Annotated in this window: 27 protein-coding genes; 20 read left to right on the top strand and 7 right to left on the bottom strand. The window is 52.2% G+C overall.

Going from position 1 to position 26,488, the window contains the following annotated elements; genetic code table 11:
• Positions 1 to 83: 83 nt before the first annotated feature.
• From N685_RS0102695 to fdhF, 3 genes are all read right to left on the bottom strand, one after another.
• Positions 84 to 1,067: a metal-dependent hydrolase gene (locus tag N685_RS0102695; RefSeq protein ID WP_031405634.1), complete on the bottom strand. Its 984-nt coding sequence runs from the start codon at positions 1,065 to 1,067 to the stop codon at positions 84 to 86.
• Between the two features lie 511 nt (positions 1,068 to 1,578).
• On the bottom strand, positions 1,579 to 2,067 hold the full coding sequence (locus tag N685_RS0102685) for a DUF1641 domain-containing protein (protein ID WP_031405632.1): 489 nt from the start codon (positions 2,065 to 2,067) through the stop codon (positions 1,579 to 1,581).
• Positions 2,060 to 5,023: a formate dehydrogenase subunit alpha gene (gene fdhF / locus N685_RS0102680; RefSeq protein ID WP_031405630.1), complete on the bottom strand. Its 2,964-nt coding sequence runs from the start codon at positions 5,021 to 5,023 to the stop codon at positions 2,060 to 2,062. The genes N685_RS0102685 and fdhF overlap by 8 nt, the downstream gene beginning before the upstream one ends.
• 261 nt (positions 5,024 to 5,284) lie before the next feature.
• On the opposite strand from fdhF, the gene N685_RS0102675 reads away from it, so the two are divergent.
• From N685_RS0102675 to mutY, 4 genes are all read left to right on the top strand, one after another.
• On the top strand, positions 5,285 to 5,632 hold the full coding sequence (locus N685_RS0102675; RefSeq protein ID WP_011229964.1) for a DUF2294 domain-containing protein: 348 nt from the start codon (positions 5,285 to 5,287) through the stop codon (positions 5,630 to 5,632).
• A gap of 258 nt (positions 5,633 to 5,890) precedes the next feature.
• Positions 5,891 to 6,688: a formate dehydrogenase accessory sulfurtransferase FdhD gene (gene fdhD, locus N685_RS0102670; protein ID WP_031405628.1), complete on the top strand. Its 798-nt coding sequence runs from the start codon at positions 5,891 to 5,893 to the stop codon at positions 6,686 to 6,688.
• A gap of 16 nt (positions 6,689 to 6,704) precedes the next feature.
• The gene (locus N685_RS0102665) at positions 6,705 to 7,970 is read left to right on the top strand and encodes an L-lactate MFS transporter (protein ID WP_031405626.1); all 1,266 of its coding nucleotides are present in this window, start codon (positions 6,705 to 6,707) and stop codon (positions 7,968 to 7,970) included.
• A 105-nt stretch (positions 7,971 to 8,075) separates the two neighbouring features.
• Complete coding sequence (gene mutY, locus N685_RS0102660) at positions 8,076 to 9,176, top strand: A/G-specific adenine glycosylase (protein WP_031405624.1); 1,101 nt, start codon at positions 8,076 to 8,078, stop codon at positions 9,174 to 9,176.
• On the opposite strand, the gene N685_RS0102655 is transcribed toward mutY, so the two are convergent.
• Positions 9,173 to 9,397: a hypothetical protein gene (locus tag N685_RS0102655; RefSeq protein ID WP_031405621.1), complete on the bottom strand. Its 225-nt coding sequence runs from the start codon at positions 9,395 to 9,397 to the stop codon at positions 9,173 to 9,175. The two genes, mutY and N685_RS0102655, sit on opposite strands and share 4 nt — an antisense overlap.
• A gap of 60 nt (positions 9,398 to 9,457) precedes the next feature.
• On the opposite strand from N685_RS0102655, the gene fabL reads away from it, so the two are divergent.
• The 9 genes from fabL to nikC all read left to right on the top strand — a co-directional run bounded on the left by fabL (position 9,458) and on the right by nikC (position 17,547).
• A complete protein-coding gene (gene fabL / locus N685_RS0102650) occupies positions 9,458 to 10,207 on the top strand; it encodes an enoyl-[acyl-carrier-protein] reductase FabL (protein WP_031405619.1) in 750 nt (249 codons plus the stop codon).
• A gap of 58 nt (positions 10,208 to 10,265) precedes the next feature.
• Entirely contained in the window at positions 10,266 to 10,457 is a 192-nt protein-coding gene (locus N685_RS0102645; protein ID WP_031405617.1) for a gamma-type small acid-soluble spore protein, read from the top strand.
• Between the two features lie 222 nt (positions 10,458 to 10,679).
• Positions 10,680 to 10,889 (top strand): YgaB family protein, encoded by a 210-nt coding sequence (locus N685_RS0102640; RefSeq protein ID WP_031405615.1) that lies wholly within the window; start codon positions 10,680 to 10,682, stop codon positions 10,887 to 10,889.
• A 128-nt stretch (positions 10,890 to 11,017) separates the two neighbouring features.
• Positions 11,018 to 11,551, top strand: a complete 534-nt coding sequence (gene ntdP, locus N685_RS0102635; RefSeq protein ID WP_031405613.1) for a nucleoside tri-diphosphate phosphatase — start codon at positions 11,018 to 11,020, stop codon at positions 11,549 to 11,551.
• Between the two features lie 392 nt (positions 11,552 to 11,943).
• Positions 11,944 to 12,969 carry an ABC transporter ATP-binding protein gene (locus N685_RS0102630; RefSeq protein WP_031405611.1) on the top strand — a complete coding sequence of 342 codons (1,026 nt, stop codon included), beginning with the start codon at positions 11,944 to 11,946 and terminating at the stop codon, positions 12,967 to 12,969.
• Entirely contained in the window at positions 12,935 to 13,957 is a 1,023-nt protein-coding gene (locus N685_RS0102625; RefSeq protein ID WP_031405609.1) for an ABC transporter ATP-binding protein, read from the top strand. The genes N685_RS0102630 and N685_RS0102625 overlap by 35 nt, the downstream gene beginning before the upstream one ends.
• Positions 13,954 to 15,558, top strand: a complete 1,605-nt coding sequence (locus N685_RS0102620) for an ABC transporter substrate-binding protein (protein ID WP_031405607.1) — start codon at positions 13,954 to 13,956, stop codon at positions 15,556 to 15,558. The genes N685_RS0102625 and N685_RS0102620 overlap by 4 nt, the downstream gene beginning before the upstream one ends.
• Before the next feature lie 71 nt (positions 15,559 to 15,629).
• On the top strand, positions 15,630 to 16,634 hold the full coding sequence (locus N685_RS0102615) for an ABC transporter permease (RefSeq protein WP_031405605.1): 1,005 nt from the start codon (positions 15,630 to 15,632) through the stop codon (positions 16,632 to 16,634).
• Between the two features lie 13 nt (positions 16,635 to 16,647).
• Complete coding sequence (nikC, locus tag N685_RS0102610) at positions 16,648 to 17,547, top strand: nickel transporter permease (RefSeq protein WP_031405603.1); 900 nt, start codon at positions 16,648 to 16,650, stop codon at positions 17,545 to 17,547.
• A gap of 13 nt (positions 17,548 to 17,560) precedes the next feature.
• Here the strand turns inward: nikC and N685_RS0102605 are convergent, their stop codons facing one another.
• Together N685_RS0102605 and N685_RS0102600 are read right to left on the bottom strand one after the other, a co-directional pair.
• Positions 17,561 to 18,640, bottom strand: coding sequence for an FUSC family protein (locus N685_RS0102605; RefSeq protein WP_031405601.1), 1,080 nt, complete (start codon positions 18,638 to 18,640; stop codon positions 17,561 to 17,563).
• 127 nt (positions 18,641 to 18,767) lie between these two features.
• Positions 18,768 to 20,054: a glutamate-1-semialdehyde 2,1-aminomutase gene (locus N685_RS0102600; protein ID WP_031405600.1), complete on the bottom strand. Its 1,287-nt coding sequence runs from the start codon at positions 20,052 to 20,054 to the stop codon at positions 18,768 to 18,770.
• A 391-nt stretch (positions 20,055 to 20,445) separates the two neighbouring features.
• Here N685_RS0102600 and N685_RS0102595 point away from each other — a divergent pair, with 391 nt between their 5' ends.
• From N685_RS0102595 to perR, 6 genes are all read left to right on the top strand, one after another.
• On the top strand, positions 20,446 to 21,450 hold the full coding sequence (locus N685_RS0102595) for an ABC transporter ATP-binding protein (protein WP_031405598.1): 1,005 nt from the start codon (positions 20,446 to 20,448) through the stop codon (positions 21,448 to 21,450).
• Positions 21,443 to 22,234 (top strand): ABC transporter permease, encoded by a 792-nt coding sequence (locus tag N685_RS0102590; RefSeq protein WP_031405595.1) that lies wholly within the window; start codon positions 21,443 to 21,445, stop codon positions 22,232 to 22,234. The genes N685_RS0102595 and N685_RS0102590 overlap by 8 nt, the downstream gene beginning before the upstream one ends.
• Positions 22,235 to 22,237: 3 nt before the next feature.
• Complete coding sequence (locus tag N685_RS0102585) at positions 22,238 to 23,023, top strand: ABC transporter permease (RefSeq protein ID WP_031405593.1); 786 nt, start codon at positions 22,238 to 22,240, stop codon at positions 23,021 to 23,023.
• Positions 23,024 to 23,133: 110 nt separating this feature from the next.
• Positions 23,134 to 23,538 carry a potassium channel family protein gene (locus tag N685_RS0102580; protein WP_031405591.1) on the top strand — a complete coding sequence of 135 codons (405 nt, stop codon included), beginning with the start codon at positions 23,134 to 23,136 and terminating at the stop codon, positions 23,536 to 23,538.
• A 63-nt stretch (positions 23,539 to 23,601) separates the two neighbouring features.
• On the top strand, positions 23,602 to 24,078 hold the full coding sequence (bcp, locus tag N685_RS0102575; RefSeq protein ID WP_031405589.1) for a thioredoxin-dependent thiol peroxidase: 477 nt from the start codon (positions 23,602 to 23,604) through the stop codon (positions 24,076 to 24,078).
• Between the two features lie 336 nt (positions 24,079 to 24,414).
• The gene (perR, locus tag N685_RS0102570; RefSeq protein WP_031405587.1) at positions 24,415 to 24,861 is read left to right on the top strand and encodes a peroxide-responsive transcriptional repressor PerR; all 447 of its coding nucleotides are present in this window, start codon (positions 24,415 to 24,417) and stop codon (positions 24,859 to 24,861) included.
• A gap of 25 nt (positions 24,862 to 24,886) precedes the next feature.
• Here perR and N685_RS0102565 read toward each other — a convergent pair whose 3' ends face one another.
• Positions 24,887 to 25,240, bottom strand: a complete 354-nt coding sequence (locus N685_RS0102565; RefSeq protein ID WP_031405585.1) for a YgzB family protein — start codon at positions 25,238 to 25,240, stop codon at positions 24,887 to 24,889.
• Between the two features lie 358 nt (positions 25,241 to 25,598).
• On the opposite strand from N685_RS0102565, the gene N685_RS0102560 reads away from it, so the two are divergent.
• Positions 25,599 to 26,477, top strand: a complete 879-nt coding sequence (locus N685_RS0102560; protein ID WP_031405583.1) for a nucleotidyltransferase-like protein — start codon at positions 25,599 to 25,601, stop codon at positions 26,475 to 26,477.
• The last annotated feature ends 11 nt before the right edge of the window (positions 26,478 to 26,488 follow it).

Genomic DNA, 26,488 nt, shown 5'->3' with positions numbered 1-26,488 from the left:
GCTCGTGTTGGATGGCCAACACGTATTTTTATTATGGGACACCCTCTGGCGCTTATGTGTGGCAATGATTGGGGTGGAGCCCATCAGCCGTTTGGAGCAAGTTCGAGCTTTTTGCGCAGTTTGCCTTCACTGAAAATCCAGCCGGTGTATGAGCTGACAATATTGAGGTCGCGGTCGAGCTGGACGACAGCGACAAACGGGTAATACTCTTTGCTTCGATAGCGTAAATCAGTAAAGCGCACTTCGTAGTAATCATCGTATTCATTCATTTCCCAACGGTAAACCGGGGAAAAAGATAAGAAAGCGGCGATATTTTTATCGCGTTTGGCAGCGTTCATCACCGGATGGTCGGGAAGCGGGCGCTTTTGGAAGCGGTCAAGGATGATGAGCTCGCCGCGTTTGACGCGGGCGACGTAAAATTCGTCGCAGGTTGAAATGGCTAAATGCCATTCGCGCGGCCGCCATGTCGGTACGGTGATGATCTCGGTCACCCCGGTGATCGAGGCGCGCACGAGCTGTTTGATGTTGGCCTGCTGGCGGAAGCGAATCCCATAATACGCAGCGATAAGCACGTAGACGACAAGAAACGTATAACCGGGATGGGCGCCGAGAAACAAGCCGCCGACGCCAACCAAATGAAGCCCAAAAATGACGGGATCAAACGTATGAATCACGCCAAGGGCGATCCATTTTTTTGTAAATGGGCGCAACGCCTGGGTTCCGTAAGAGTTAAAAATGTCAACCAACACGTGCAAGGCGACGGCAATAAACGTCCAAAGCCAAACACGAAGCCAATCCGTTTTCGGATAGATGGCAGCCATTATGCTGACGATGAGTAGCGGCCAAAGAACGACGGCGGGAATCGAATGGGTGATGCCGCGATGGTTGCGAATATATTTGGCGTTGTTGCGCAATTTGAAAATCGTATCGATATCCGGCGCTTGCGAGCCAGCAAGCGCGCCGATCAACACGGCGTGGGATAAGAGCGGATCGTGGGCGATCGCAGGGTCAAGTGAAGCAAGACTGCCGAGCGCCACCCCCATCAAAACATGTGTGCCTGTATCCAACGTGAAGGCGCCTCCTTCTTGCAGCATCGTTGCATGTTCGGTATGGAAACTGTCTGTTGTCTCTTGGCCGGAGCACTTCTTTGTTTTTCATGCCACTATTAGTATGTCCCACCTTGCTTTCCGCCAATAACCGTTTAAGGCATTGGCGGAAAGGAGGCGAGAGACAAAACAAGGCTATGGCTAGTGTATCATAGGGCGACAATCGTTGGCGAGAGGCGGAACGATCCATTTCACAACATGTCGAAAAAGGAAACGATTGATAGAGAGCGGGGTGAAAACAGGATGCAAGCCGCTCGTCAGACGAAAAGGGAATCGCTTCAGTCAACAAACGAAAAGCGCCCCGCATGAGGCGGGGCGTTTCGTTGATCACCTCGAATCGAAAAGCTCCCCACTTCAACGTCTATGGTATCGGTGTAAGTGGGGAAGCATTCCATGCTGCTGGAAGATCTGTTCGCCATCCGTTCTTTTGGCGCTCATTGGTCAACTGTCCTTTTCTCTGCCAACCGATCGATTAGCCGTCATTTCTGAACTGTTTGCCGATCGCTTTGAGAGCGGACAGAAAAAAGCGGATCGCGCGGTTGATGTCCGGGTCATTGATGGCTTTAAGCAAATCAAACAACCCGACTTTTTTTGTTTCGACAGAGTGCTGTTCGTATGCCTCCATCACGCCGGCGGCGATGTGCTCAAGCAGCTTTGCTGTTTTCTCCGGATCAAGTGAAGCGGCAAGACCAGCCAGGGCGAACGCATGGTTGATCATCGTTGTCACCGGTTTTTGATTGAGCTGGCCAACGACGATTTTGGCTACGTCTTCCCGCGCTTTCAACAAGGCGTTGGCCGCTTCGAGCAAGCCGCTTTCGTGAAGCTGCTCGATGAACGCCAAGAGCTCGCGGACCGCCTCTTCGCTGTCGCCGACCGCCGCTTTCAGTTTGGCCAAAGCTTCGGCCCGTTTTTCTTCCTCGGTCAGTTGGCGCTTCTGAATGGTGGTAATCGGTTTAGCCACCGATTTTCACCCCCTTGGTTTCCTCGGTGAGCGGCACGTAATCGCGGCGCCGCCATTTCCGTTCAACTTCCACCCCGTTTTGCGGATGCCGTTTTTTAAAGCGCGGGTTTGTGCGCGGCAGCGGCGTCCTGCCGGATCGTTCGATCACTTCCATGCGCACGCGCGCTTGTTTGTAGGCCGGCGTGTTCGTGCGATGGTCGGTCTGCGGACCGGTTAACATATTAATGGCGCTTTCATTGGCGGTGGAGTGCATCGGCAAGAACAGCTCATTGCCTCTGACCCGATCGGTGACAAGCACGCGCACGTTGACGCGGCCGTACGGCGAGATGAGCCGGACGAGCGCCCCGTCCTCAATGCCGCGCTCGTTGGCGAGTTCCGGCGACACTTCGACGAACACTTCCGGGAATTTGTGCTCGATGCCTTTGGATTTATACGTTAAATTCCCTTCATGGAAGTGTTCAAGCAGCCGGCCGTTGTTGACGAGCAAATCGTATTCTTCCGGGTATTGCACCGGTTCGACCCAATCGGCCAGCGCAAAGCGGGCTTTGCCATCCGGGAAGTTGAACCGCTCTTTGTACAAAAGCGGGGTATCCGCGCCGTCATAGCTGCCCCAACATAAGCTGTTCCAGCCCTCGAGCCGGTCGTAATGCGCCTGCGAATAGAGCGGGGCGAGGCTGGCGATTTCGTCCATGATTTCTTTCGGACCGGCGTAATTCCAGTCGGCGCCAAGCCGTTTGGCAATTTCTTGAATGATCCACCAGTCTGGCTTGGAGTCGCCAAGCGGCTCGAGCGCTTGGTAAAACCGTTGGATGCGGCGCTCGGTGTTTGTGAATGTTCCTTCTTTTTCCAAACTTGGCGCGGCCGGCAAGATGACATCAGCAAATTGCGCCGTTTTGGACAAGAAAATGTCTTGAACGACGACAAAGTCGAGCTTCGCCAACGTCTCTTGCACGTGGTTGGCGTTGCAGTCAACAAGCGCCATATCTTCGCCGACGATATACATCGCTTTCAGCTCGCCGCGCTCGGCCGCTTCAAGCATTTGGATGTTGTCAAGCCCTGGTTTTGCATCGATGCGGACGCCGTACGCTTTTTCAAACTTCGCCCGCGCCTCATCATCGGTGACATGTTGGTAGCCAGGCAGCCAGGCAGGAAGCGAGCCCATGTCGCAGGCGCCTTGCACATTGTTATGGCCGCGCAATGGGAACGCGCCCGTCCCCGGACGGCCGTAGTTGCCGGTTGCCAACAGCAAGTTGGAAATCGCCGCCGATGTGTCGCTGCCGCCCGTGTTTTGCGTCACGCCCATGCCCCAGAGGACACACGTGCCGTCCGCTTCGTGAATCATTTCAGCGATGCGGATGAGATCGGCTTTGGCGACGCCGGTGACTTGTTCGGCATAGTCAAGCGTATATTTTTCAAGCAGTTGCCTAAATTCATCAAAGAAATGGACGCGCTCGCGAATGAACGCTTCATCGTGCCAGCCTTGGTCGATGATGTATTTGGTCACGGCCATCAGCCATACTTGGTCGGTGCCTTGTTTCGGACGGATGAACAAATCGGCCCGCTCGGCCATTTCATTGCGGCGCAAGTCGGCGACGATCAGTTTTTGCCCAAACAGTTTATGCGCCCGCTTGACGCGGGTGGCGATGACCGGATGCCCTTCCGCGGGGTTGGCACCGATGATGATGACCAAGCCGGCGGAAGCGATGTCATGAATCGTGCCGGAATCGCCGCCCATCCCGACCGTGCGGAACAGGCCGTCCGTCGCCGGCGACTGGCAATAGCGCGAACAGTTGTCGACGTTGTTCGTTTCAAATACTTGCCGCGCCAACTTTTGCATTAAATAGTTTTCCTCGTTGGAAATTTTCGAGGAGGAAATAAAGCCAATGGCATTGCCGCCGTATTGTTGCTTAATGGCGCCAAGCTTTTCAGCCACTAGATCGAGTGCTTCTTCCCACGTCGACTCGACGAACACGTCGCCTTTGCGGATGAGCGGCTTCGTCAGGCGCTCTTCGCTGTTGACAAAATCCCAGCCGAATTTTCCTTTGACGCATGTGGAAATCGCGTTGACCGGCGCTTCGGAAACCGGCTGGATTTTTAAAATCTTGCGCCCTTTCGTCCACACTTCAAACGAACAGCCGACGCCGCAGAACGTGCAAACCGTTTTCGTCTTTTTGATCCGCTGTTCGCGCATGGCGGCCTCGATTTCAGAAATGGCGAAAATGCTCGTATAGTTTGGCTCGACTTCTTTGACAAAATCGATCATCGGGTTGAGGACGTCTTTGTCCAAGCCGGTGAGAAAACCCGCTTCGCCAAGCATCGATTTTTCCATTAAGGCGTTGCACGGGCAGACGGTGACGCAATGCCCGCAGCTGACGCATGACGATTCGTTGATCGGCACGCCGCCATCCCAAACGACGCGCGGCCGTTCCGCTTCCCAGTCAATTGAGAGCGTTTCGTTTACTTGCAAGTTTTGGCAAGCCTCCACACACTGCCCGCAGGCGATGCATTGGTTCGGGTCGTAGCGGTAGAACGGATGCGACATGTCCACCTCGGACGGGTCGACTTTCGGCCGGTACGGATATGTTTGATGTTCGATTTGCATCATTTCCGCTGTGTTGTGCAGCTTGCAGTTGCCGTTGTTGTTGTCGCACACCGTACAGTAGAGGAGATGGTTCTCCAACAGGCGGTCCATCGCTTCTTTTTGCGCTGCCTTTGCCCGCGGCGAGCCGAGCTCGACGACCATGCCGTCCGCAACCGGCGTCGAACAGGCGCGAAGAAGCGTGCCGTTGATCTCGGCAATGCATGTGTCGCACGTTTGAATGGCGCCAAGCTCCGGCGTGTAACAAACTTGCGGATGCCCAATGCCGTGTTCATTGACGACTTCCAAAACGGTCATCCCTTGTTTGGCGCGATACGTGCGTCCGTTGATGGTCAATGTCACCATGGATGGTTCCATTCTCGCTCCCCCTTTTTCAAAAATAAAACTCCACCAACGATGCGTGCTTCATCGTGGTGGAGTAGTTCTTTAGCATGGCGATACTAAACAACCAATCCATCGTTTTGGCGACTTCGTAGAAAAATCACAAGGTCATGACCTTGCCTTATGATTTTTCCACTATGTATACATTTGCTATAGTTTATTATAGTACGGCAAAACGAAGAACACAACGGATGGGCCGGAACTTTTTCTGGTGGCTTTCGGAAAGTGGGAAGAAAAATGTCCAAAAAAGAAGCCGCTTTCAACGACATTGTGCGCAAAGTGCGCAAACAGCTGTTTGGCAAAGGGCCGGAACGGATTAAAACGTATTTTGTCGACAATTTGGCGATTACGATTTTGCACGGCAATTTAACGCCGACGGAAAAATTTATCGCCCGCACCCCGGAAGGCCGAGAGATGGTGCACGCGGCGAGAACGAAAATGATTCAAGACGTGTACGCCCAACATGTGCCGGACGGCATGGAAGAGCTCATCGGTTCGAAGCTTCTTTATTTGTTCAGCGACATTAAAGTGGAAGAAGATATGGCCGTGTCCGTATTCGTGTTTGAAAAACCGATTGAATTGTGACAAATTTGTGAACAAAACGGTTGTCTTTCCCCGCTGTTCATGGTATGCTTATGAGTGTAAACAAGGTAAAACCAAAAGAAGCTTGGCCGGCTAGCCGCGGCTGTTCGGTTGGTTGGCAAGTTTCGAAAACGGATGTGCGTTGGTTTCGCTGCAGAAGCGCTGGGCGCAAACTACCGCCGCTTTTCGCTGACAGGGGCAAACAGTGCCTTTGTCCGGAAGGCGGCGGTTTTATTTTGGTGGAAAGGGGGGATGCCAAGGGTGAGCGGATTTGCGGCGAAGCGGCGGCCGATTGTGAAATACCGGAACGGGCGCTTGGTTGAGGAAGAGGACGAGATCGCGCTCGAGTTTCCGTTGACCATTATGGTCAACGGCGAGGAGTTTGCGACGATCGTTTGCACGCCCGCGCATCTCGATGAACTGGTGAGCGGATTTTTAGCCGCGGAAGGAGCCATTCGGACGTATAGCGACATCAAAGCGATGACGATCGATGGCAAGCGGGGGTTTGCGTACGTCGAGCTCGCCGCAGGGGGACTGCCGGCCAAACAGTTTTATGCGAAGCGATTCATCGGCTCGTGCTGCGGAAAAAGCCGCCAGTTTTATTTTTACAACGACAACGATATGAAAACGGCGAAAACGATTGTCGGCGGCATTACCGTGAAAGCGGATGACTGCATTCGCCTCATGGAAGCGCTGCACGATCAGTCCACCGACTTTGCGGCGACGGGGGGACTGCACAATGCCGCGCTCGCTACACCGAATGGGATGGTCGTCGTCCGTTCCGACATCGGGCGTCATAATGCGCTTGATAAGTTGTACGGCTATTGCCTGCGCCATCAAGTGGCGATGAAAGACAAGCTGATTGTATTCAGCGGCCGCGTCTCGTCGGAAGTGCTCTTAAAAGCGGCGAAAATGGGCGTGAGCGTCTTGCTCTCGAAGTCGGCGCCGACGACGCTCGCTTTGGATCTCGCCGACGAGCTCGGCATTACCGTGGTCGGCTTTTTGCGCGGACAAGCGTTTAACGTGTATACGCATGAGAATCGGATTATCATTGGATGAAAGGGGAAAAGAGGCGATGAAAAACCGTTGGCTCATTGCCCTGTCGGCCGTTGGCATTCATCTTTCGATTGGATCGGTGTATGCATGGAGCAATTTTACCAACCCGCTAAAACAATTGTTTGGTTGGTCGGACCAAGAAGTAGCGCTCACGTTTAGCATCGCGATTTTGTTTTTAGGCTTGTCGGCTGCGTTCCTCGGCCATTTTGTGGAAAAACACGGACCGCGCAAATCGGGACTATTGGCTGCTATCTTCTTTGGCCTCGGGGTGACTGGTTCTGGATTGGCTGTTGCTCTCGGTTCTAAGTATCTTCTGTATCTGTTTTACGGCGTTTTAGGCGGGATCGGGCTTGGCGTCGGGTATATTGCGCCTGTGTCGACACTCGTCAAATGGTTTCCGGACCGGCGCGGGTTGGCTACGGGGCTGGCGATCATGGGGTTCGGGTTCGCGGCGGCCATCGCGAGTCCTGTCATGAACAGCTTGATTGCATCCGTGGGCGTTCAGAATACGTTTTTTATTTTGGGGATTACATACTTTGTCATTATGGTGCTATCTTCGCTTTATTTAGAAAAACCGCCAGAAGGCTGGCTGCCGGAAGGATTTCAGGAAAAAGTGAAGGCCGGAAAAGCGAAACCTTCGCTAGATTTGGCGCAGCTTACGGCCAATGAGGCGGTGAAAACAAGACGGTTTTGGTATTTATGGCTGATGTTGTTTATCAATGTGACATGCGGCATTGCCGTTTTGGCGGTGGCGAAACCGCTGGCAGTGGAAAGCATCGGCATCAGCCAAGCCGCCGCGGCGGCATTAGTTGGCGCCATCGGAGTGTTTAACGGGTTGGGACGCATCGGCTGGGCGTCGGCTTCGGATTATATTGGCCGTCCCAATACGTATACGGCGTTTTTCGTTTTGCAAATTTTGATTTTCTTCCTGTTGCCGAACGTGTCCATCAAATGGTTGTTTGTGGTGATGCTGACGATTGTGTATACGTGCTACGGCGGCGGATTCGCCTGTATTCCGGCGTACATCGGCGATTTGTTTGGAACAAAGCAGCTCGGTGCCATCCATGGTTATATTTTGACCGCTTGGGCCGCGGCTGGCCTCGTCGGACCGATGTTTGCCGCGTATATTAAAGACACGACCGGTTCGTATGAAGGAAGTTTGGCCTTTTTTGGCGGATTGTTTGTCATCGCTTTCATCATCTCGTTGCTTGTGCGCATCGATATTCGCCGATTGCGCGCCCAACATGAACAAATCGCCTATGTTTCGGCGGCCAAGGAAAGTTGAGAACGATGTCCTTCCGTTTTCCCTCGGCGTGCGGCAAGCCACGCCGGGGGTTTTTTGATATAATAAAATAAATATCGATCATAGACATCATGGGGGAAACTTTGAATGACAAGAGAAACAGAGCGATTTCCAGCGCGCGAGTTTCAGCGCGCTTTGCTTGACTGGTTCGCCCGCGAGCGCCGCGACCTGCCGTGGCGGAAAGACCGCGACCCATATAAAGTATGGGTGTCGGAGGTGATGCTGCAGCAGACGCGCGTCGAGACGGTCATTCCGTATTTTGAACAGTTTATCGAGCGGTTCCCGACGCTGGAGGCGCTCGCTGACGCTGAGGAGGACGAGGTGCTGAAGGCGTGGGAAGGGCTCGGCTATTACTCGCGCGTGCGCAATCTGCACGCGGCGGTGAAAGAAGTAAAAGAGCGGTACGACGGCAAAGTGCCGGACGATCCAGATGAATTTTCTAGGCTGAAAGGAGTCGGGCCGTATACGGTCGGGGCGGTGCTGAGCCTCGCCTATGGCGTCCCGGAGCCAGCGGTTGACGGCAACGTCATGCGCGTCTTGTCGCGTCTGTTTCTCGTGACAGACGACATTGCCAAAGCCTCGACGAGAAAACGGTTTGAACAACTGATCCGCGAAATAATGGCGTACGAACATCCGGGGGCATTCAATGAGGCGTTGATCGAGCTTGGCGCCCTTGTTTGCACGCCGCGCCGCCCGTCGTGCCTGCTATGCCCGGTGCAAGCCTACTGCCGGGCGTTCGCCGAAGGGGTAGCGGAAGAGCTGCCGGTAAAAACGAAAAAAACAGCGGTCAAACAAGTGCCGCTCGCGGTGGCGGTGCTGGTCGATGATGAAGGCCGCGTGCTTATCCGCAAGCGCGACAGCTCCGGCTTGCTTGCGAATTTATGGGAATTCCCCAGCTGCGAAACGGCCGGCGCGGATGGAAAAAATACGCTTGAGCAAATGGTTGGGGAGCAATACGGCTTGCAAGCGGAGCTGACAGAAGCGATCGCTTCGTTTGAGCACGCGTTTTCCCATTTAGTCTGGAAGTTGACGGTGTTTCCCGGCCGCCTGATCAGCAGCAAGTCCGTCAAAGAGCCGCTTCGGCTTGTGTCTGAAGATGAGCTTGAAGCGCACGCTTTTCCGGTGTCCCAGCAGCGCGTTTGGCGCGAATACAAAAAATGGGCGGGCCGAGTGCGCCGCCCCGATTAATCAGGCACCGGCATCGTGCCGTGTGTATACGTTGCTTCACGGCGCCCAAGGCCGCCGCGTGCTTCGATTTCTTCGATGATTTCGCGGTGAATCGTCTGCCCTTCGACGTTTAAATACGGAGCGATTTGTTGGAATGAATGATGAAAATAAGCAAGTTCGTCATCGGTCCATTCCGTTTTCGGAATCATCGCCAGCTCGGTCATGTCCCGGCCGACATACATAGGCAGCCCCTCCCTCGTCTATGGAATTCGGCTATATTATATGTATAAGGAGTGAAAAACATGAGCGGAAAAGTAGCGGTCGTCACCGGCAGCAGCCGCGGCATCGGCAAAGCGATCGCCTTGCGGCTGGCCAAGGAAGGATACGATATTGTGGTCAACTACGCCCGAAGCAAAACCGCCGCCGAAGAAACGGCGCGTGAAATTGAAGCGCTCGGGAGAAAAGCGCTCGTCGTGAAAGCGAACGTTGGCGACGTTGAGAAAATTCGCGCCATGTTCGCCCAAGTCGATGAGGTGTTTGGGCGGGTCGACGTGCTCGTGAACAATGCCGCCTCCGGCGTGCTGCGTCCGGCGATGGAATTGGAAGAAACGCATTGGAACTGGACGATGAACATCAACAGCAAAGCGCTGTTGTTTTGCGCGCAGGAAGCGGCTAAAAGAATGGAGCAAGTCGGCGGCGGGAAAATTGTCAGCATCAGTTCGCTCGGATCGATCCGCTATTTGGAAAACTATACGGCAGTCGGCGTCTCGAAAGCGGCGCTTGAAGCGCTGACCCGCTACTTGGCGGTCGAGCTGGCGCCGAAAAACATCGCGGTGAACGCCGTTTCCGGCGGAGCGGTCGATACCGATGCGCTGAAGCATTTCCCGAATCGCGATGAACTCCTCGCTGACGCCGCGGCGAACACGCCGGCCGGCCGCCCGGTCAAACCGGAAGATCTCGTCAATGCTGTAATGTTTTTATTGTCGGATGCCGCTGAGATGATCCGGGGGCAGACGATCATTGTCGACGGTGGAAGATCTTTACTGTTGTAACGCCAACGGATAGAACGATCACCTCCGGGGCATAGTAAGGCATGTGGAGGTGAGAACAATGGCTAAACAACCCAATAAAACAGCAGCTGGCACGAATATTCAAGAAGTAAGACAACAAAATGCGCAATCGGCTCAAGCCGCTCAAGCCGGTCAATTTGCGACGGAATTTGCGGCTGAGACGGATGTACAACACGTCAAACAACAAAACGCGCAAGCGGAAGCCCGCAAAGCGCAAAACGTCAATCAATAACGGCTCCTCATGGGGAGCTTAGCGCCTGTTGAACGCCGAACGGCACACGCGGCCGAAAGAGCGAAGGCGACAGGCTGAAGGGAAAAAAGCAGGGGCGGCGCGCCTCTGCTTTTTTTGTCGACAAAAGTTGTCATCTCTTTACAAGATTAGAGAAAGGGATTTGCGGATGAGGCCGCGAAATGATGAAAGAAAACCGTACCGCAAAGGGGAAGGAAGAACGGGATGGAGATGAAGTGCGCATGGACGAATGTAGGTGACGAGGTGCTGTTTTGGCAACAGGAGATGGAGCGTTGTGAGGAGATCACCCGCCAGCTGGATGAACTCGAACGTGAAGCGCCGACCGCTGCCTTGCGCGAGGAAGTGCGGCAAATGAAACGGGAGGTGGAGGCCATCCGCCGCGTGTTTTTAGGGCAGATGGCATCCGGCGTCTAACGGACAGGCCGCGTCTTTGAGCCAAGCTCTAGTTGCCTTTTTCTCAACAGGGCGGCCTGCTTTTCTTTTGCAAAAGGAACAGGGTATAATATAACGAAGAAGCTCCCAACGGAAAGTAGGGAAGAATGATGCCGGCTTACCCTCGGGAAGGGAAAATCATTCAAATCCATAGCTACAAACATAATGGGGCGATTCATCGCATTTGGCGGGAGACGGTCGTGTTAAAAGGAACGCCATCGTATGTGATCGGCGGCAATAACAAAACACTCGTCATGGAAGCGGACGGCCGGACGTGGGTGACGCGCGAACCGGCGATTTGTTTTTTTCACGCCAAACATTGGTTTAACATTATTGCCATGATTCGTGAGGACGGAGTGTACTACTATTGCAATTTAAGCTCGCCGTTTGTTTGGGACGAAGAAGCGCTGAAGTATATCGATTATGATTTGGATATTAAAGTGTTCCCGGATATGACGTACATGTTGCTAGATGAAGACGAGTATGAGCGGCACCGGCGCGAAATGCACTATCCGGATGTGATCGACCGCATTTTAAAAAACAACGTTCAAAAATTGATTGGTTGGATTAAGGAACGGAAAGGGCCGTTTGCGCCCGAGTTTATCGACAAATGGTACGGAGTGTTTCAGGCGTACCAAAATTGATCCCCCCTCCCGCCTATGCAGAGGCGGGGATTGCTGGGAACATCCGCCCCACAGCAGGTTGTCAGCTAAGCCATTCTCGTGCGTCCCACGGTTGGCCTGCCTTGCTAACGCTTATGCTGAAAAGCAGGGGCCTCGATCTAACGCCAACCGACATGCCTCTCCCGCTGATCGCTGCGCCCTTCGCGCGCTTGGAGCAGGAGTTTTCGTTCGGAACTATGATATAATGATAAAGTCAACGAGGGGGTGTTTCATCATCCTCTCGTTATTATTTTTTTCTTTTCTAATAATTTTATTTTTTTATAATATTATATTGTGTTAGAAAACAATACATGGCATAATCTTATTCAGAGAGCAAAAGTTTCATCAAAATCGAATGAGAGAAGGGGAGCGTGATGGGAAAAAAGATTTTACTGGAAGTACGTGGGCTTCGGACGTCTTTTTTTACGGACGACGGGGAGATTCCGGCGGTTGACGGTGTCGATTTTTTCCTCCAAGAAGGTGAGGTGCTCGGCGTCGTCGGCGAATCGGGCTGTGGAAAAAGCGTCACATCCCTGTCGATTATGGGGCTATTGCCAAAAGGGATCGGCAAAGTGGTCGGCGGCGAGATTTTGTTTAAAGGGGAGAATCTAGTGGAAGCGTCCGAGCGGCGGATGAAGCAAATCCGCGGCAACGAGATCGCGATGATTTTTCAGGAACCGATGACTTCTTTAAATCCGCTGTTTACTATTGGTGACCAATTGGTTGAAGCGATTCGTATACATACGAAAATAGGAAAAAAAGAAGCGCGAGTGCGGGCGGCGGAGATGTTGAAGCTTGTCGGGCTGCCGCGAGCTGAGCAAATGTTGGACGAATACCCGCATCAGCTGTCTGGCGGCATGCGCCAGCGGGTGATGATTGCGATGGCCATGCTGTGCCGTCCGGCGCTCTTGATCGCGGACGAGCCGACGACGGCGCTTGATGTGACCATTCAGGCGCAAATTTTAGCGTTGATGAAAGAATTGAACCGGACGTTTGGCACAGCGGTGATGATGATTACCCATGATCTGGGTGTTGTCGCTGAGCTGTGTGACCGCGTGATCGTCATGTACGCTGGCCAAATCGTGGAAGAGGGAAGCGTTCGCGATATTTTCCGCCATCCGCAGCATCCGTACACCGCCGGCCTGATTCGCTCGATCCCGGATATCCGCGGCAAAAAGGAGCGGCTATACTCCATACCGGGCCAAGTGCCAAAACCCGGAGCGGTCCGCCGCGGCTGCCGATTTGCTGACCGGTGCGAATGGGTAGTTGACCGCTGTCGCCAAGAAGATCCGCTATTGTACGAAACGGGGGAACAAGGCCATCGCGCCCGTTGCTTTTTGGCGTTAGAGAAGGGAGGGCTAGCCGATGAGCGAACCGCTGCTCGAAGCGAAAGGGCTTAAAAAATACTTTCCTATTACTGGGGGAGTTTTTGGAAAACAAATTGGGACGGTCAAAGCGGTCGATGATGTGACATTCACCGTGTACCGCGGCGAGACGCTCGGCATTGTCGGCGAGTCCGGCTGCGGCAAGTCGACGACGGGGCGAATGCTGCTGCGGCTCATTGAGCCGACGGACGGTTCGATCGTATTTGAAGGGAAACATGTAACCGCTTTATCAAAAGCGGAGCTGCGCCGACTGCGGCGCGATATGCAAATGATTTTTCAAGATCCGTTCGCCTCGCTCAATCCGCGCCATACGGTCGAGAAGATTTTGGAAGAACCGCTCATTGTCCACGGCATGGGATCGAAAGAAGAGCGGAAGCGGCGGGTGCGGGAGATGCTTGAGGTGGTCGGGCTCGGTTCGTATCATGCTAAGCGCTATCCGCATCAGTTCAGCGGCGGCCAGCGCCAGCGCATCGGCATCGCGCGGGCGCTGATGACCCATCCGAAACTGATCATCGCCGATGAACCGGTGTCAGCGCTTGATGTCTCCATTCAGGCGCAAGTGCTCAATTTACTTGAAGATTTGCAAAGGCAGTTTGGCCTTACATACATTTTCATCGCCCATGATTTAGGGGTCGTTCGCCATATCAGTGACCGGGTCGGCGTCATGTATTTGGGCCGTATGGTTGAACTGGCGGACAGCGAGTCGTTATACGAATCGCCGAAGCATCCCTATACACAGGCGCTTTTGTCCGCTGTGCCGATTCCAGATCCTGATCATAAAAGAGAACGGCAATTGCTTTCCGGTGATTTGCCAAACCCGGCAAATCCACCACAAGGATGCGCCTTCCATACGCGCTGCGCATTCTGTATGGACATTTGCCGCGAGCAGCGTCCGGAATGGCGAGAAGTGGCCCATGGCCATTACGTTGCTTGCCATTTATACGAAACAACAGGTGAGCAGCGTGATGATAAACAAATGGAACACAAGGGGGAAGCGCGATGAGGAAAAAAACATGGTTAACCTGGCTTGTCATGATGCTGGCTGTGACGCTTGTTCTTGCCGGTTGCGGCAAGTCGAAGCAAACCGCAGGGGGCGGCAGTGACAAACCGTCGACTCAGGATACGCTCGTGTACGGGCGCGGCGGTGATTCGGTATCGCTCGATCCAGCGACCGTGACGGACGGGGAGTCGCTGAAAGTGACGAAAAATATTTTTGATACGCTGCTGGACTACAATGACAACGATACGTCCGTCAAGCCGGCGTTGGCGACGGAATGGACGATTTCGAAAGATGGACTGACCTATACGTTTAAACTGCGCCAAGGTGTCAAGTTTCATGACGGGACGGAGTTTAACGCCGATGCCGTCGTCTTTAACTTCGAACGGTGGGCCAACGGCAACGCCGACAAGTTTCCGTATTACGGATCGATGTTTGGCGGCTACAAGCAGGATGACAGCCATGTGATTAAAGAAGTAAAGGCGCTCGACAAGTACACGGTGCAATTTGTGCTGAAACGCCCGCAAGCGCCGTTTTTGAAAAATCTTGCCATGACCCCGTTTGCCATCGCCAGTCCAGAAGCGGTGAAAAAATATGGTGACAAGTTTGGTGAACACCCAGTCGGGACCGGCCCGTTCGTCTTTAAAGAGTGGAAGCGGAACGAACGGATCGTGCTCGAAAAAAATAAAGACTATTGGGAAAAAGGCTATCCGAAGCTGAACCGGCTCATCTTCGTTTCCATTCCGGACAACTCGGCGCGCCTCAATGCGCTCTTAAAAGGCGAGATCGACATCATGGAAGACTTGAATCCGACGGACTTAAAACAGGTGGAAGGAAACAAAGAGTTTCAAATTTTCAAGCGTCCGTCGATGAACGTCGCCTATGTCGGGCTGACGGCGACAAGAGGGCCGCTGAAAAACAAGTTGGTTCGCCAAGCGTTGAACTACGCGGTTGACAAGAAAGCGATCATCGATGCGTTTTACGCCGGCCAGGCGGAACCAGCGAAAAATCCGATGCCGCCGAGCATCCCGGGTTACAACGATGCGATTCAAGACTATCCGTTTGATTTGAATAAAGCGAAAGAGCTGCTGGCGAAAGCGGGTTATCCGAATGGCTTCGAAATCGAACTGTGGGCGATGCCGGTGCCGCGTCCGTATATGCCGGATGGGCAAAAAATCGCTGAGGCCATTCAAGCGAATTTTGCCAAAATCGGCGTCAAAGCGAAAATCGTGACGTATGAATGGGCGACCTATTTAGACAAACTCGCCAAAGGAGAAGCGGACGCCTTCCTGCTTGGCTGGACGGGCGACAACGGCGATGCGGATAACTTCTTATATGCGCTCCTTGACAAAGACAGCATTGGCAGCAACAACTACACCTATTTCTCGAACGATGAGCTGCATAAAATTTTGGTCGAAGCGCAAACGGTGAGCGATGAAAACAAACGGAACGAACTGTATAAAAAAGCGCAAGAGATCATTAAAGAGGAAGCGCCATGGATTCCGCTCGTCCATTCGACTCCGCTGTTGGCCGGCAAGGCGAATATTCAAGGCTTTAACCCGCACCCGACCGGTTCGGATAAGTTTACGAAAGTCGAGTTTCGATAATCGACTGAGAGAGGGGAAGGAGCGCATCTTCCCCCTCTTTGTTTGCCGCATGTTAAGGGAGGGAGAGTCAGGTGCTGTCGTATGTTGTGAGAAGGGTGTTGATGGTGATCCCGGTGTTGTTTGGCATGTCGCTTGTCGTCTTTTTTATGATCCGAGCCATTCCAGGCAACCCGGCGCAAGTCATTTTAGGGCAAAAAGCGACGAAAGAGGCTGTAGCCGCTTTGACTCATAAACTCGGGTTGGATGAGCCTTGGTACGTGCAGTATGTCAAATATATCGGCGGCTTGCTGCGGGGGGACCTAGGGGAATCCATCCGTACGGGAGCGCCTATCGCAAAGGAAATCTGGCCGTATTTAGCAGCAACGATCGAACTGTCGCTGGCGGCGATGCTCATTGCCGTGATCATCGGCGTAAACGCCGGCATTATCAGTGCTTGGTTTCAAAATTCATGGTTTGATTATATTGCGATGGTATTGGCGCTGATTGGGGTGTCGATGCCGATCTTTTGGCTTGGCTTAATGGAGCAATGGCTGTTTTCCATCCAGCTCGATTGGCTTCCGACAGCAGGACGGGAAGATGTGCGCAACCCGATTGAGCCGATCACCCATCTGTATTTGATCGATACACTTCTATCTGGGAATACCGATCAGTTTTGGCAAGTTGTTCAACATCTTGTCTTGCCGAGCATGGCTCTAGCGACGATCCCGATGGCGATTATCGCCCGCATGACGCGTTCGAGCATGTTGGAAGTGATGAAATCCGACTACATTCGCACTGCCCGCGCGAAAGGGTTAAGCATGTTTTGGGTTGTGTACAAACATTCGTTGAAAAACGCGATTATTCCCGTATTGACGGTGATCGGGCTGCAGACGGGGCTGCTGCTTGGCGGAGCGATTTTGACGGAAACGATTTTCAGCTGGCCCGGCATCGGACGCTATATTTATGATGCGATCGGGTACCGCGATTATCCGGTGATTCAATCGGGGATTTTGATCATTGCCACCATTTTTATTTTCATTAATTTAATCGTGGATTTGCTTTATGCGATCATTGATCCACGTATTAAGTACAATTAAAGGGGGAGCGCCTATGGCTGAACTAGCGCGCACACCGGCAACACCGCGGGCGGCCGTGGAAGAGACCGAAACCGTTTCTTTATGGAAAGAAGCGTGGCGGCGGTTTCGAAAAAATAAAATCGCTTTGGTTGGTGCTGGGATCGTTTTCTTTTTTATCCTTGTCGCCATCTTGGCGCCGTGGCTGGCGCCATATGATTATAAAGACCAACAGTTGGCCGAGCGGCTGCAGCCGCCTTCTGAAACTCATTGGTTTGGCACTGATGATTTCGGCCGCGACATTTTTTCCCGTGTGATATATGGAGCCCGCATTTCCCTGTGGGTTGGGTTTTTTTCCGTTCTCGGCTCGGTTATGGTTGGTTCGCTGCTTGGCATTGTCGCCGGCTACTATGGGCGCTGGATTGATGGGGTGATTTCGCGCCTGTTTGACATTATGCTGGCGTTTCCGAGCATTTTGTTGGCGATCGGCATCGTCGCTGTGCTTGGTCCGTCCTTGCAAAACGCCCTCATCGCGATTGCGGTCATTAACGTGCCGAATTTTGGCCGTTTGATCCGGTCCCGCGTGTTAAGCATTAAGCAGGAGGAATACATTACGGCAGCGAAAGCGATCGGCATGAGCGATTGGCGCATTTTAATCCATCATATTTTGCCTAACAGCCTCGCGCCGATCATCGTCCAAGGGACATTGGCAGTCGCGACGGCCATTATTGAAGCGGCCGCGCTTGGTTTTTTAGGCTTGGGGGCGCAGCCGCCCAATCCGGAGTGGGGGAAAATGCTATCGGACGCCAAAGACTTCCTCACCCAGGCGCCGTGGACGATGATTTTTCCCGGGTTGGCCATTATGTTGACCGTACTAGGGTTTAACTTAATGGGGGATGGGCTGCGCGATGCGCTTGACCCACGGATGAAAAACTGAAGCAGGCGGTCCGCTACGAGCGGCCGCCTGCTGATTTTTCAAGTTCTTTCTCGAGCTTGTCGTCGTAATGGTAATGATGGAAACTGTCAATCAGCTTATCTAAATGTTCAAGGCGATCCCCGTAATCCATGATCGCCCCGATCAGCGAAAACAGCCGGTAATCGCCCGGGGGCTGGCCGTCCGCATAAAAAGCGGAAGCGAGACGCTCGCGCTGATGGTGGATTTCCTCGGCTCGTCTGCTGTGGGGGAGCGGCTTTGCCTTATGGATAAATTTCAGCAGCAGCTGTTCGTGATAGTCGAGCAAGTGGCTAAGGTGCAAGCAAATGGCTTCGCGGAGTTCAGCCGGCAAACGACTGAACTCGTTTTCGAGCCGGTGCAGCCATTTTAAGACCGATAAAGCCCGATCGGCTGCGGCAATCATTTGCCGGTACAACACGAGCTTGCGCGATTTTTGGAAGCGTTGGCGCCGAAAATACGTGCGCTCTTCTTTGTACATAAAATATAGATGCTCCAGTTTGGTCATTTCTTCGTGCTGTGTTTCAATTTCTTCTTTCAAATGATGATAGTCGGCTGCCTGCTGTTTATGCAGGCGGATCCATTTTAAAATGGCCTCTGTTTCTTCGCTGATTTTTTCATATACCTTTTTTTCATACTTGGGCGGCAAGAAAATCAAATTGACGACAAAGGCGGCAAAAATGCCAAGCATAATCGTTAAAAAGCGGATGGCCGCAAACTGGATAAACTGACGGTCTGTATATTCCATAATCGCGATAACGGTCACGAGCGCGACCGAAATCGTCGAGGACTCGAGGCGCATTTTCAGGCAAAGGGCGATGACAATCATGATCGTCAAACCGACGATCAGCGGATCGCGGCCGAGAATAAGGACGGCGGCAATGGCAAACAAGGCGCCGATCACATTCGCTTGGACTTGCTCGATCAGTGACAAATACGAACGGTAAATGGTCGGCTGCATGGCGAACACAGCGGAAATGCCGGCGAATGCCGGCGATGGAAACTGGAAGAGCGCTGCTAAGAACAAGGCGAGCGCCACTGCGATCCCCGTTTTCAAAATGCGGGCACCGAGTTTCATCTATGATCAAAACTCTCCTTTTTGTTTTGGTGGACCATTCAGTACTATACACAGTTTCATCCTATGTGCGCAAGGAAAAAATATAACGCCCCGACGATGAAGGCGGGGCGTTGGGGAATTTTGGTGTTCAAAGTTGCCGGAACGCCTTGCCAACGGCATCGATCGTATAGGCGATGTCGTCTTCCGTATGGGCGAGGGTGATAAACCAAGCCTCGTATTTGGACGGTGCAAGATTGATTCCTTGTTTGAGCATGAGTTTGAAAAATTTTGCAAACAACTTGCCATCGCTGCGCTGGGCTTGCTCGTAGTTTTCCACTTTTTCGTCGGTGAAGAAAACGGTGAGCGCGCCTTTTAAACGGTTGACGGTCACCGGCAGACCGCATTGGCGGGCATGGGCGAGGATGCCTTCTTCCAACATTGCCCCTAACCGGTCGAGGTGCTCATAGACGCCTTTTTGTTTCAACACTTCAAGGCAGGCGATGCCAGCGAGCATCGACGCCGGATTGCCGGCCATCGTCCCCGCTTGGTACGCCGGTCCGAGCGGAGCGACTTGTTCCATAATGTCTTGGCGTCCGCCGTATGCGCCGATCGGCAAGCCGCCGCCGATAATTTTTCCCATCGCTGTCAAGTCTGGCTCAATGCCAAGCAAGTTTTGCGCCCCGCCGTACATAAAGCGGAAGGCGGTGATCACTTCGTCGTAAATGACAAGCGCCCCTGTCTTGTGGGCCATCTCATTGATCGCTTCTAAAAAGCCCGGTTTTGGCAAAACGATGCCGAAGTTGCCGACGATCGGTTCGACCAATACGGCTGCAACCTGCTCGCCCCAAACGTTCATCGCTTCACGGAACGATTCCACATCATTGTACGGCACCGTAATCACTTCCTGGGCAATGCTTGGCGGCACGCCAGCTGAATCCGGCGTCCCCAGCGTCGAAGGCCCCGAGCCGGCGGCGACGAGCACAAGATCCGAATGGCCATGGTAGCAACCGGCGAATTTCACGATTTTGCTTCGTCCGGTGTAGGCGCGGGCGACGCGGATCGTGGTCATCACCGCCTCTGTCCCTGAGTTGACAAACCGCACTTTTTCAAGCGACGGGATCGCCTCTTTTAACATTTTGGCGAATGTAATCTCATGCGGCGTCGGCGTGCCGTACAACACACCGGTCTCGGCGGCGCGGCGGATGGCTTCCGCGATGTGTGGATGGGCGTGCCCGGCGATGATCGGTCCGTAGGCGGCCAAGTAGTCGATGTACTTGTTTCCATCTACATCCCAAAAGTATGCTCCTTGCGCTCGCTCCATCACGACTGGCGCACCGCCGCCGACCGCTTTGTATGAGCGGGACGGGCTGTTCACTCCACCAACAATGTGCTGGAGCGCTTCTTCATATAATTGTTCTGATTTGGTCCATTGCATTGTTTGATCCTCCTGTTTCCGCTGACTGCCTCTTTATCATATTAAATCGAGAAGACTTAAACTTCAATGCTATAGGCGTAAGTGAAGGATGGATCGGCTCCTCTCATCATTGACGTGCCGATTCAAAAAATCCGACAGAAAATCATTTGTTTCTGTATGGGCGGAAACCGACATCCAACTGTTGCATCGTCGATCGGACGGTGGGCATTGATTTAGGGTAAAAGCATTTGGCCGTTCTTTCCAAGGCGAATGCGGTGCTTCACGCAATGGCATCAACAGACTGGAAAACAAAAAAGATGAAAATGGCGGTGATTCATGTATAATGCAACATAGGAGAAGGGCGCAAGCCGCCTTTTTCATTTGACGCCAAGGAGAGGTCAGGAGGAGAATGATGAACGCGATTGAAGTAGAACATTTGCGCAAAGAATTTAAAGTGCATGCCAGCCGCTCCGGCCTTGTCGGAGCGTTTCGCGATTTATGGACGCGCCGTTATACGCTCGTTCGAGCGGTCGATGACATTTCGTTTGTCGTCAAGCAAGGGGAAATCGTCGGCTATATCGGCGAGAACGGCGCCGGCAAATCGACGACGATCAAAATGTTGACCGGCATTTTAACCCCAACGTCTGGGCGTATTGTCGTCAACGGGATGAATCCGCATAAAGAACGGGAGAAATTTGTGCGCACAATCGGCGTTGTGTTCGGCCAGCGCTCGCAATTGTGGTGGGATATCGCTGTTCAAGAATCGTTTCGCTTGTTGAAAAAAGTGTACCGCGTCTCGGATGAACAGTACCGCCGCCATATGGGCGAGGTGATCGAGATGCTTGAGATCGGGCCGCTGCTTGACAAGCCGGTGCGCAAGCTGTCGCTTGGCCAACGGATGCGCTGCGAGCTCGCCGCCGCGCTCATTCACAACCCGCCGCTGTTGTTTTTGGATGAGCCGACAATCGGCCTCGATGTGCTTGTCAAACTCAACATCCGCCAGTTTTTGAAACAGTTGAACGAGCGGTACGGGACGACGATTTTGTTGACGACGCACGACATGTCAGACATTGAAGCGCTGTGCGAGCGGGTCATGATGCTCGATGAAGGGAAAATCATTTACGACGGGTCGCTTGAGCGCCTGAAAGAAAAATGGGGGCAAGGAAAACGGGTCGCCTTTACGTTCGCCGAAGCGGTGACGGCCGCTTTTTTGCAGCAGTTGACCGAAGGGTTGGGTGTGGTTTGGAAAAAAGGCGAGCAGCCAAACGCTTGGATCGCGCATGTTCCGCCAGGAGGCGTGCCGGAAGTGGTCAGTCGTGTCGCCGCCCGTTATGCGTTGAATGACATCCATATTCACGAAGTGCCGACGGAGGAGATCATCCGCAATATTTATAAGGAAGGTGCGGTTCATGGGTAAGTATGTCGAAATGGTCCGCATCCGCTTTTTAATGATGCTCGCCTACCGGACAAACTATTACACTGGAATTTTGATTTACGCCATTAACATCGCAGCGTATTACTTCCTTTGGTCGGCTATTTATGGCGGCAAATCATCGATGCAAGGAATGTCGCTTGGGCAAATGACGACGTATGTCGCCATTTCCTGGCTGGCGCGGGCGTTTTATTTTAACAACCTTGACCGCGAAATCGCCATGGAAATCCGGGATGGAAAAGTAGCGGTGGAATTGATCCGCCCGTACAGCTATTTAGGGATGAAAGCGGTGCAAGGGCTTGGCGAGGGGCTGTTCCGCCTGTTCTTTTTATCATTGCCCGGGCTTTTGGTCGTATCGCTTTTTTTGCCGCTTCAGTTTCCAGAACACGCCAAAACGTGGCTCGCCTTCGGTGTGTCGCTTCTATTCAGCTTTATCATTTTTTCGGAGCTGAACTTGCTTGCAGGGGTTGTGACGTTTTTTACGTTCCGAAATGAAGGGCTGCTTAGGGCGAAGCGGTTTATCATCGATCTGTTTTCCGGACTGATTTTGCCGCTTTCCTTTTATCCTGATTGGGCGCAGCGGGCGATGATGTATTTCCCGTTTCAAGCCATCAGCTACATCCCAAGCATGATCATGACAGAAAGTTTTCAAGGTGCTGCTGTCCGTGATGGCCTGCTTCTGCAGGCAACGTGGTGCATCATATTGCTGTTCCCAATTGGATGGTTATGGAGGACGGCGAAAAAGCGTCTCGTTGTGCAAGGGGGGTAAACGTTGTTTTACGTATCCGTGTTTGTTCAATACATGGCACAATATATGAAGACAAAACTGCAATATCGAGCCGATGTGCTGGTCGAATGGCTGTCGGACTTTATGGCCCAAGCAGTCAACTTGGTGTTTTTGCTTGTTGTGTTCGGGCATACGACGCTGCTTCACGGTTGGACCCGCGATGAGATTTTGTTCATTTACGGCTTTTTCCTCGTGCCGTACGCCGTATTTGCTGCTTTTTTCAACCTATGGGATTTTAATGAGCGCTATATTGTCCAAGGAGAAATGGACCGCGTGTTGACGCGCCCGGTGCACAGCCTGTTTCAAGTCATTTTGGAACGAATGGAACTTGAATCGCTGCTTGGCGCTATACCGGGGCTCATTATTATGGTATACACCGGCGCTCGCCTGTCACTTACGTTTCATTGGTACGATGTCTTGGTCTTTATATTGTTTGTGATTGGTGGTGCACTAATTTACGCTGGCATTTTCATTTCATTAGCAACAGTTAGTTTTTTCGCCGACGCCCGCACATCTATCATGCCGATGATGTACAACATCAGCGGCTATGGCCGCTACCCGGTCGATATTTACCATCGCGTCATCCGCTATATTTTAACGTGGGTGTTGCCGTTTGCCTTTGTCGGTGTTTACCCAGCTGCTTATTTTCTTGAGAAAAAGGAATGGTACAGTTATGCCTTTTTCACCCCGGTGGTCGGCTTCGTGTTTTTCGCCGTGGCGGTCATGCTTTGGAACGCCGGGGTGAGGCGATATCGCGGGACGGGGAGCTAGGCGCCCGGTCCGTAGTGCTGCCGATTCAAGCAGAGGGCGGAGGGGCATGCGGTATAATGGCCCTGTTGTCCGCGTATATATGAACGACGGACAAAAATGGGGGGGACGCGATGGATTACGCCTTCCTTGGCGTTGTTGCCGCCGTGCTGCTCGGCAGCATCACCTCGCTTTGGACAGCACGCGTGCAAGCGACGCATCGCCTGTCGCTCGATAGCTTATGGGTTCTCGTTCAATGGTATTTAACGATGATGCTCGGTTTTGCCATGATTTATATGATTTTGCAAGTGAATGGCCATACCGTGTTCACCCCATCCTCGAACAGGGCAGCAGAAGGCCGTTTGTCCTTGCTTGAAGACAGCTTATACTTAAGCGGCATGACGCTTTTGTCGGTCGGGTATGGCGATGTCACTCCGATCGGCGTTGGGCGGTGGATCGCCATTGCTGAAGCGCTTCTCGGCTACATTATGCCTGCTGTCATTGTCACGCGCACTGTATTTGACTGGGACCATCGCTAACAGTTGCAATTTCTCTTCGTCTTCGCTACGCTAAAAGAAAACAACGAAGACGGAGGGAATGCCATGACGGCAGCGATTGGCCAGCCAGCCCCAGATTTCACCTTGCCAGCGAGCAACGGGAAAATGGTGTCGCTTTCCGATTTCCGGGGGCAATATGTCGTGCTTTATTTTTATCCAAAAGACTTGACGCCTGGGTGCACGGCCGAGGCGTGCGATTTTCGCGACCGCCATGCACGGTTTGCTGAATTGAATGCCGTCATCTTAGGGGTGAGCACAGACCCAGTCAAGCGGCATGAAACGTTTATTGAGAAATACCAACTGCCGTTTTTGCTTCTTTCCGATGAACAGCATCATGCGGCAGAACTGTATGGGGTCTGGAAGAAAAAGAGGAATTTTGGAAAAGAATACATGGGCATTGAGCGCTCGACGTTCATCATCGCCCCCGATGGAATATTGGTCAAAGAATGGCGCGGGGTGAAAGTGAAAGAGCATGTCGATGAGGTGCTTGCCGAAGTCGCCCGATTGACTTCATCTAGGTAAGCGTCCAAACAATATACATCGTGTTGCGTATGATACATAGTAACCTCCTCAAATGAATGACGCATGGGGGCGGAAACGATTTCCGCCCCCTTTTTTTGTTAAAATGGCGTACAGCCCCATATATTAATGGTATCTATCCTGAAAATACCTGAATTCCAAAATGCGTAAAGTTCCAGCATTCAACATAAGGACATTTTCATCCTTACGATGGTGACGAAAATGTTTCGTCATGGAAGTCTATATTGACAAAAGGCGTGTATTCCTTGTAGACTAATTATAAATATTATAAAGTGATAATTTTTTTCATCTTTGTGCAGAGAGCGAGGTGCATGACCGGTGTCTGACAACGAGCAACTGAAGGAAGCGCTTGACATATTGAAAAAGACAGGGATACGCATTACGCCGCAGCGTCATGCGATACTGGAGTATTTGATCAGCTCGATGTCCCATCCGACGGCTGATGAAATATACAAAGCGCTCGAAGGGAAATTCCCAAACATGAGCGTCGCTACCGTCTACAATAACTTGCGCGTCTTTAAGGAAATCGGGCTTGTCAAAGAGCTGACGTACGGCGATTCATCAAGCCGGTTTGACTTCGTCACTTCCAATCATTATCACGTCATCTGTGAAGAGTGCGGCAAAATTGTTGATTTCCACTATCCAGCGCTTGATGAAGTCGAGCAGCTTGCCGCTCACGTCACCGGTTTTAAGGTCGACCACCATCGCATGGAAGTGTACGGAGTATGCCCTGACTGTCAAAAAAATGGGGCGCCGGCGCATTGAAAAAGCTGATAGCACGAAGCGGCTATCAGCTTTTTCTTTTTTTGTTGTACTTTTCATCAAATTCTTTGCCTTCAAGCTCGCGGTCTAACGTCAACGGCTCGCGGCAAAACATGCATAAATCGACGCGTCCAAGCATTTTCGTCACTTTGCCGCATGATGGACAAACGACTTGAACGGCTCTTGTCGAGAGCGTCCCGATCCAAAAGTATACAATGCCGCTGGCAACAAGAAACAACATCCCAAACACCATAAACAACGTCATGATGATCGGCGACGTGCGGAAGAAAAGACCGAGATACATGACGATGACGCCGATAAAAATCAAGCTTAAGGCGAAAGCACGAATTTTGTTGATTTTGCTCGAATATTTAATACTCATAACCGTCCCTCCTACATAGACCACTATACCATAAAACGAGATCCCATCGCGAAGAAGAACTCAACAAAATCGACGTTTTAAAGAAAGGAATTCCTCGTTTTTTTGTCGAAATAACGAAGAACAGTGGCAAACGAAGGGCTCCATAGTCGCAAATAATAAAATGAGCATTGACAGCAATGGGTGTTATAAAAAGGCAATGCAATCATCGAGGGTGGAAGGGAGGAAAGAAAAACCGTTGCAGAAAATAACAGCTGCATGAAGGTGGGGTGGGGAGTTTTTCGCCAGTTTATTGTAAAGGAAAATTGGCGAAGTTCGTGAGCCCGGCGGCATAGTTGGTTTTTCTGCAAAGGGGAAGGGTATGAAGGAATGGTTGCATCTGATCTGTGAAGAATGGATGAGTCGTTGCAACACGAACGGAATTTTAATGATTGAAAAAATGACTTGCTATGCAGCGACAACGGACACGTTTGATGTTGTGCTGCTCGTCATTGTCGACCCGCAAAGCGAGCCGATGCTTCTCAGGCAGTATTCACTAAACGAGAAAAAGGCAGTGCTTTATGCGGTCAGTGAACGGCAGTTAAATGAATGGCTTGTTCTCGGGTCGCATCGAAAGGCGGTCGACTGGGTATTCAACGGAAAGGTCGTTTTTGATCGCGACGGCTATGTTCAGCAGTTGCGCCAGCGCCTTGAGCAATTTCCACCTAAAGAACGGCGATTGAAAATGGGACTTGAGTTTGCCAAACTGATTCGCCGCTATACGGATGGCAAGGCGCTGTTTACCGCCAAGCATTGGCTTGACTCATACAACCATATGGTGCAAGCTCTTCATCATTTGGCGCGATTGACCGTGATCGAGCACGGACTTTATCCGGAAGTGACTGTGTGGAATCAAGTCAAACGAATGGATGGGCGGATTTATAAGCTGTATGAAGAACTCGTCGGAAGTGAAGAGCCGCTCCCGAAACGACTGGAGCTTTTGCTGCTGGCCAGCGAATTTTTAATTCATTCCTACGTAGAGCCAGGCTCCTCTCATTTATGCGAAGTGCTGCAAGAAAAAAATGGGGCTTGGAGCATTGAGGAAATGGTTGGTCATCCGCAGTTTGCGCCTTACTCGGTTGATCTTGTCATCATGCTTGAGTATCTTGTCGAAAGGAAAGTGCTAACCGTTGTGGAGATTCCAGCAAAAGGAAATACAATATTCGAGCGGTATTATACGTTGCCGAAAAAGGAATTTTGACGGTCCCCTTC

It is taken from the genome of Geobacillus vulcani PSS1 (assembly GCF_000733845.1).
Lineage (GTDB): Bacteria > Bacillota > Bacilli > Bacillales > Anoxybacillaceae > Geobacillus > Geobacillus vulcani.
This window is presented reverse-complemented; position numbering and strand designations above follow the sequence as displayed.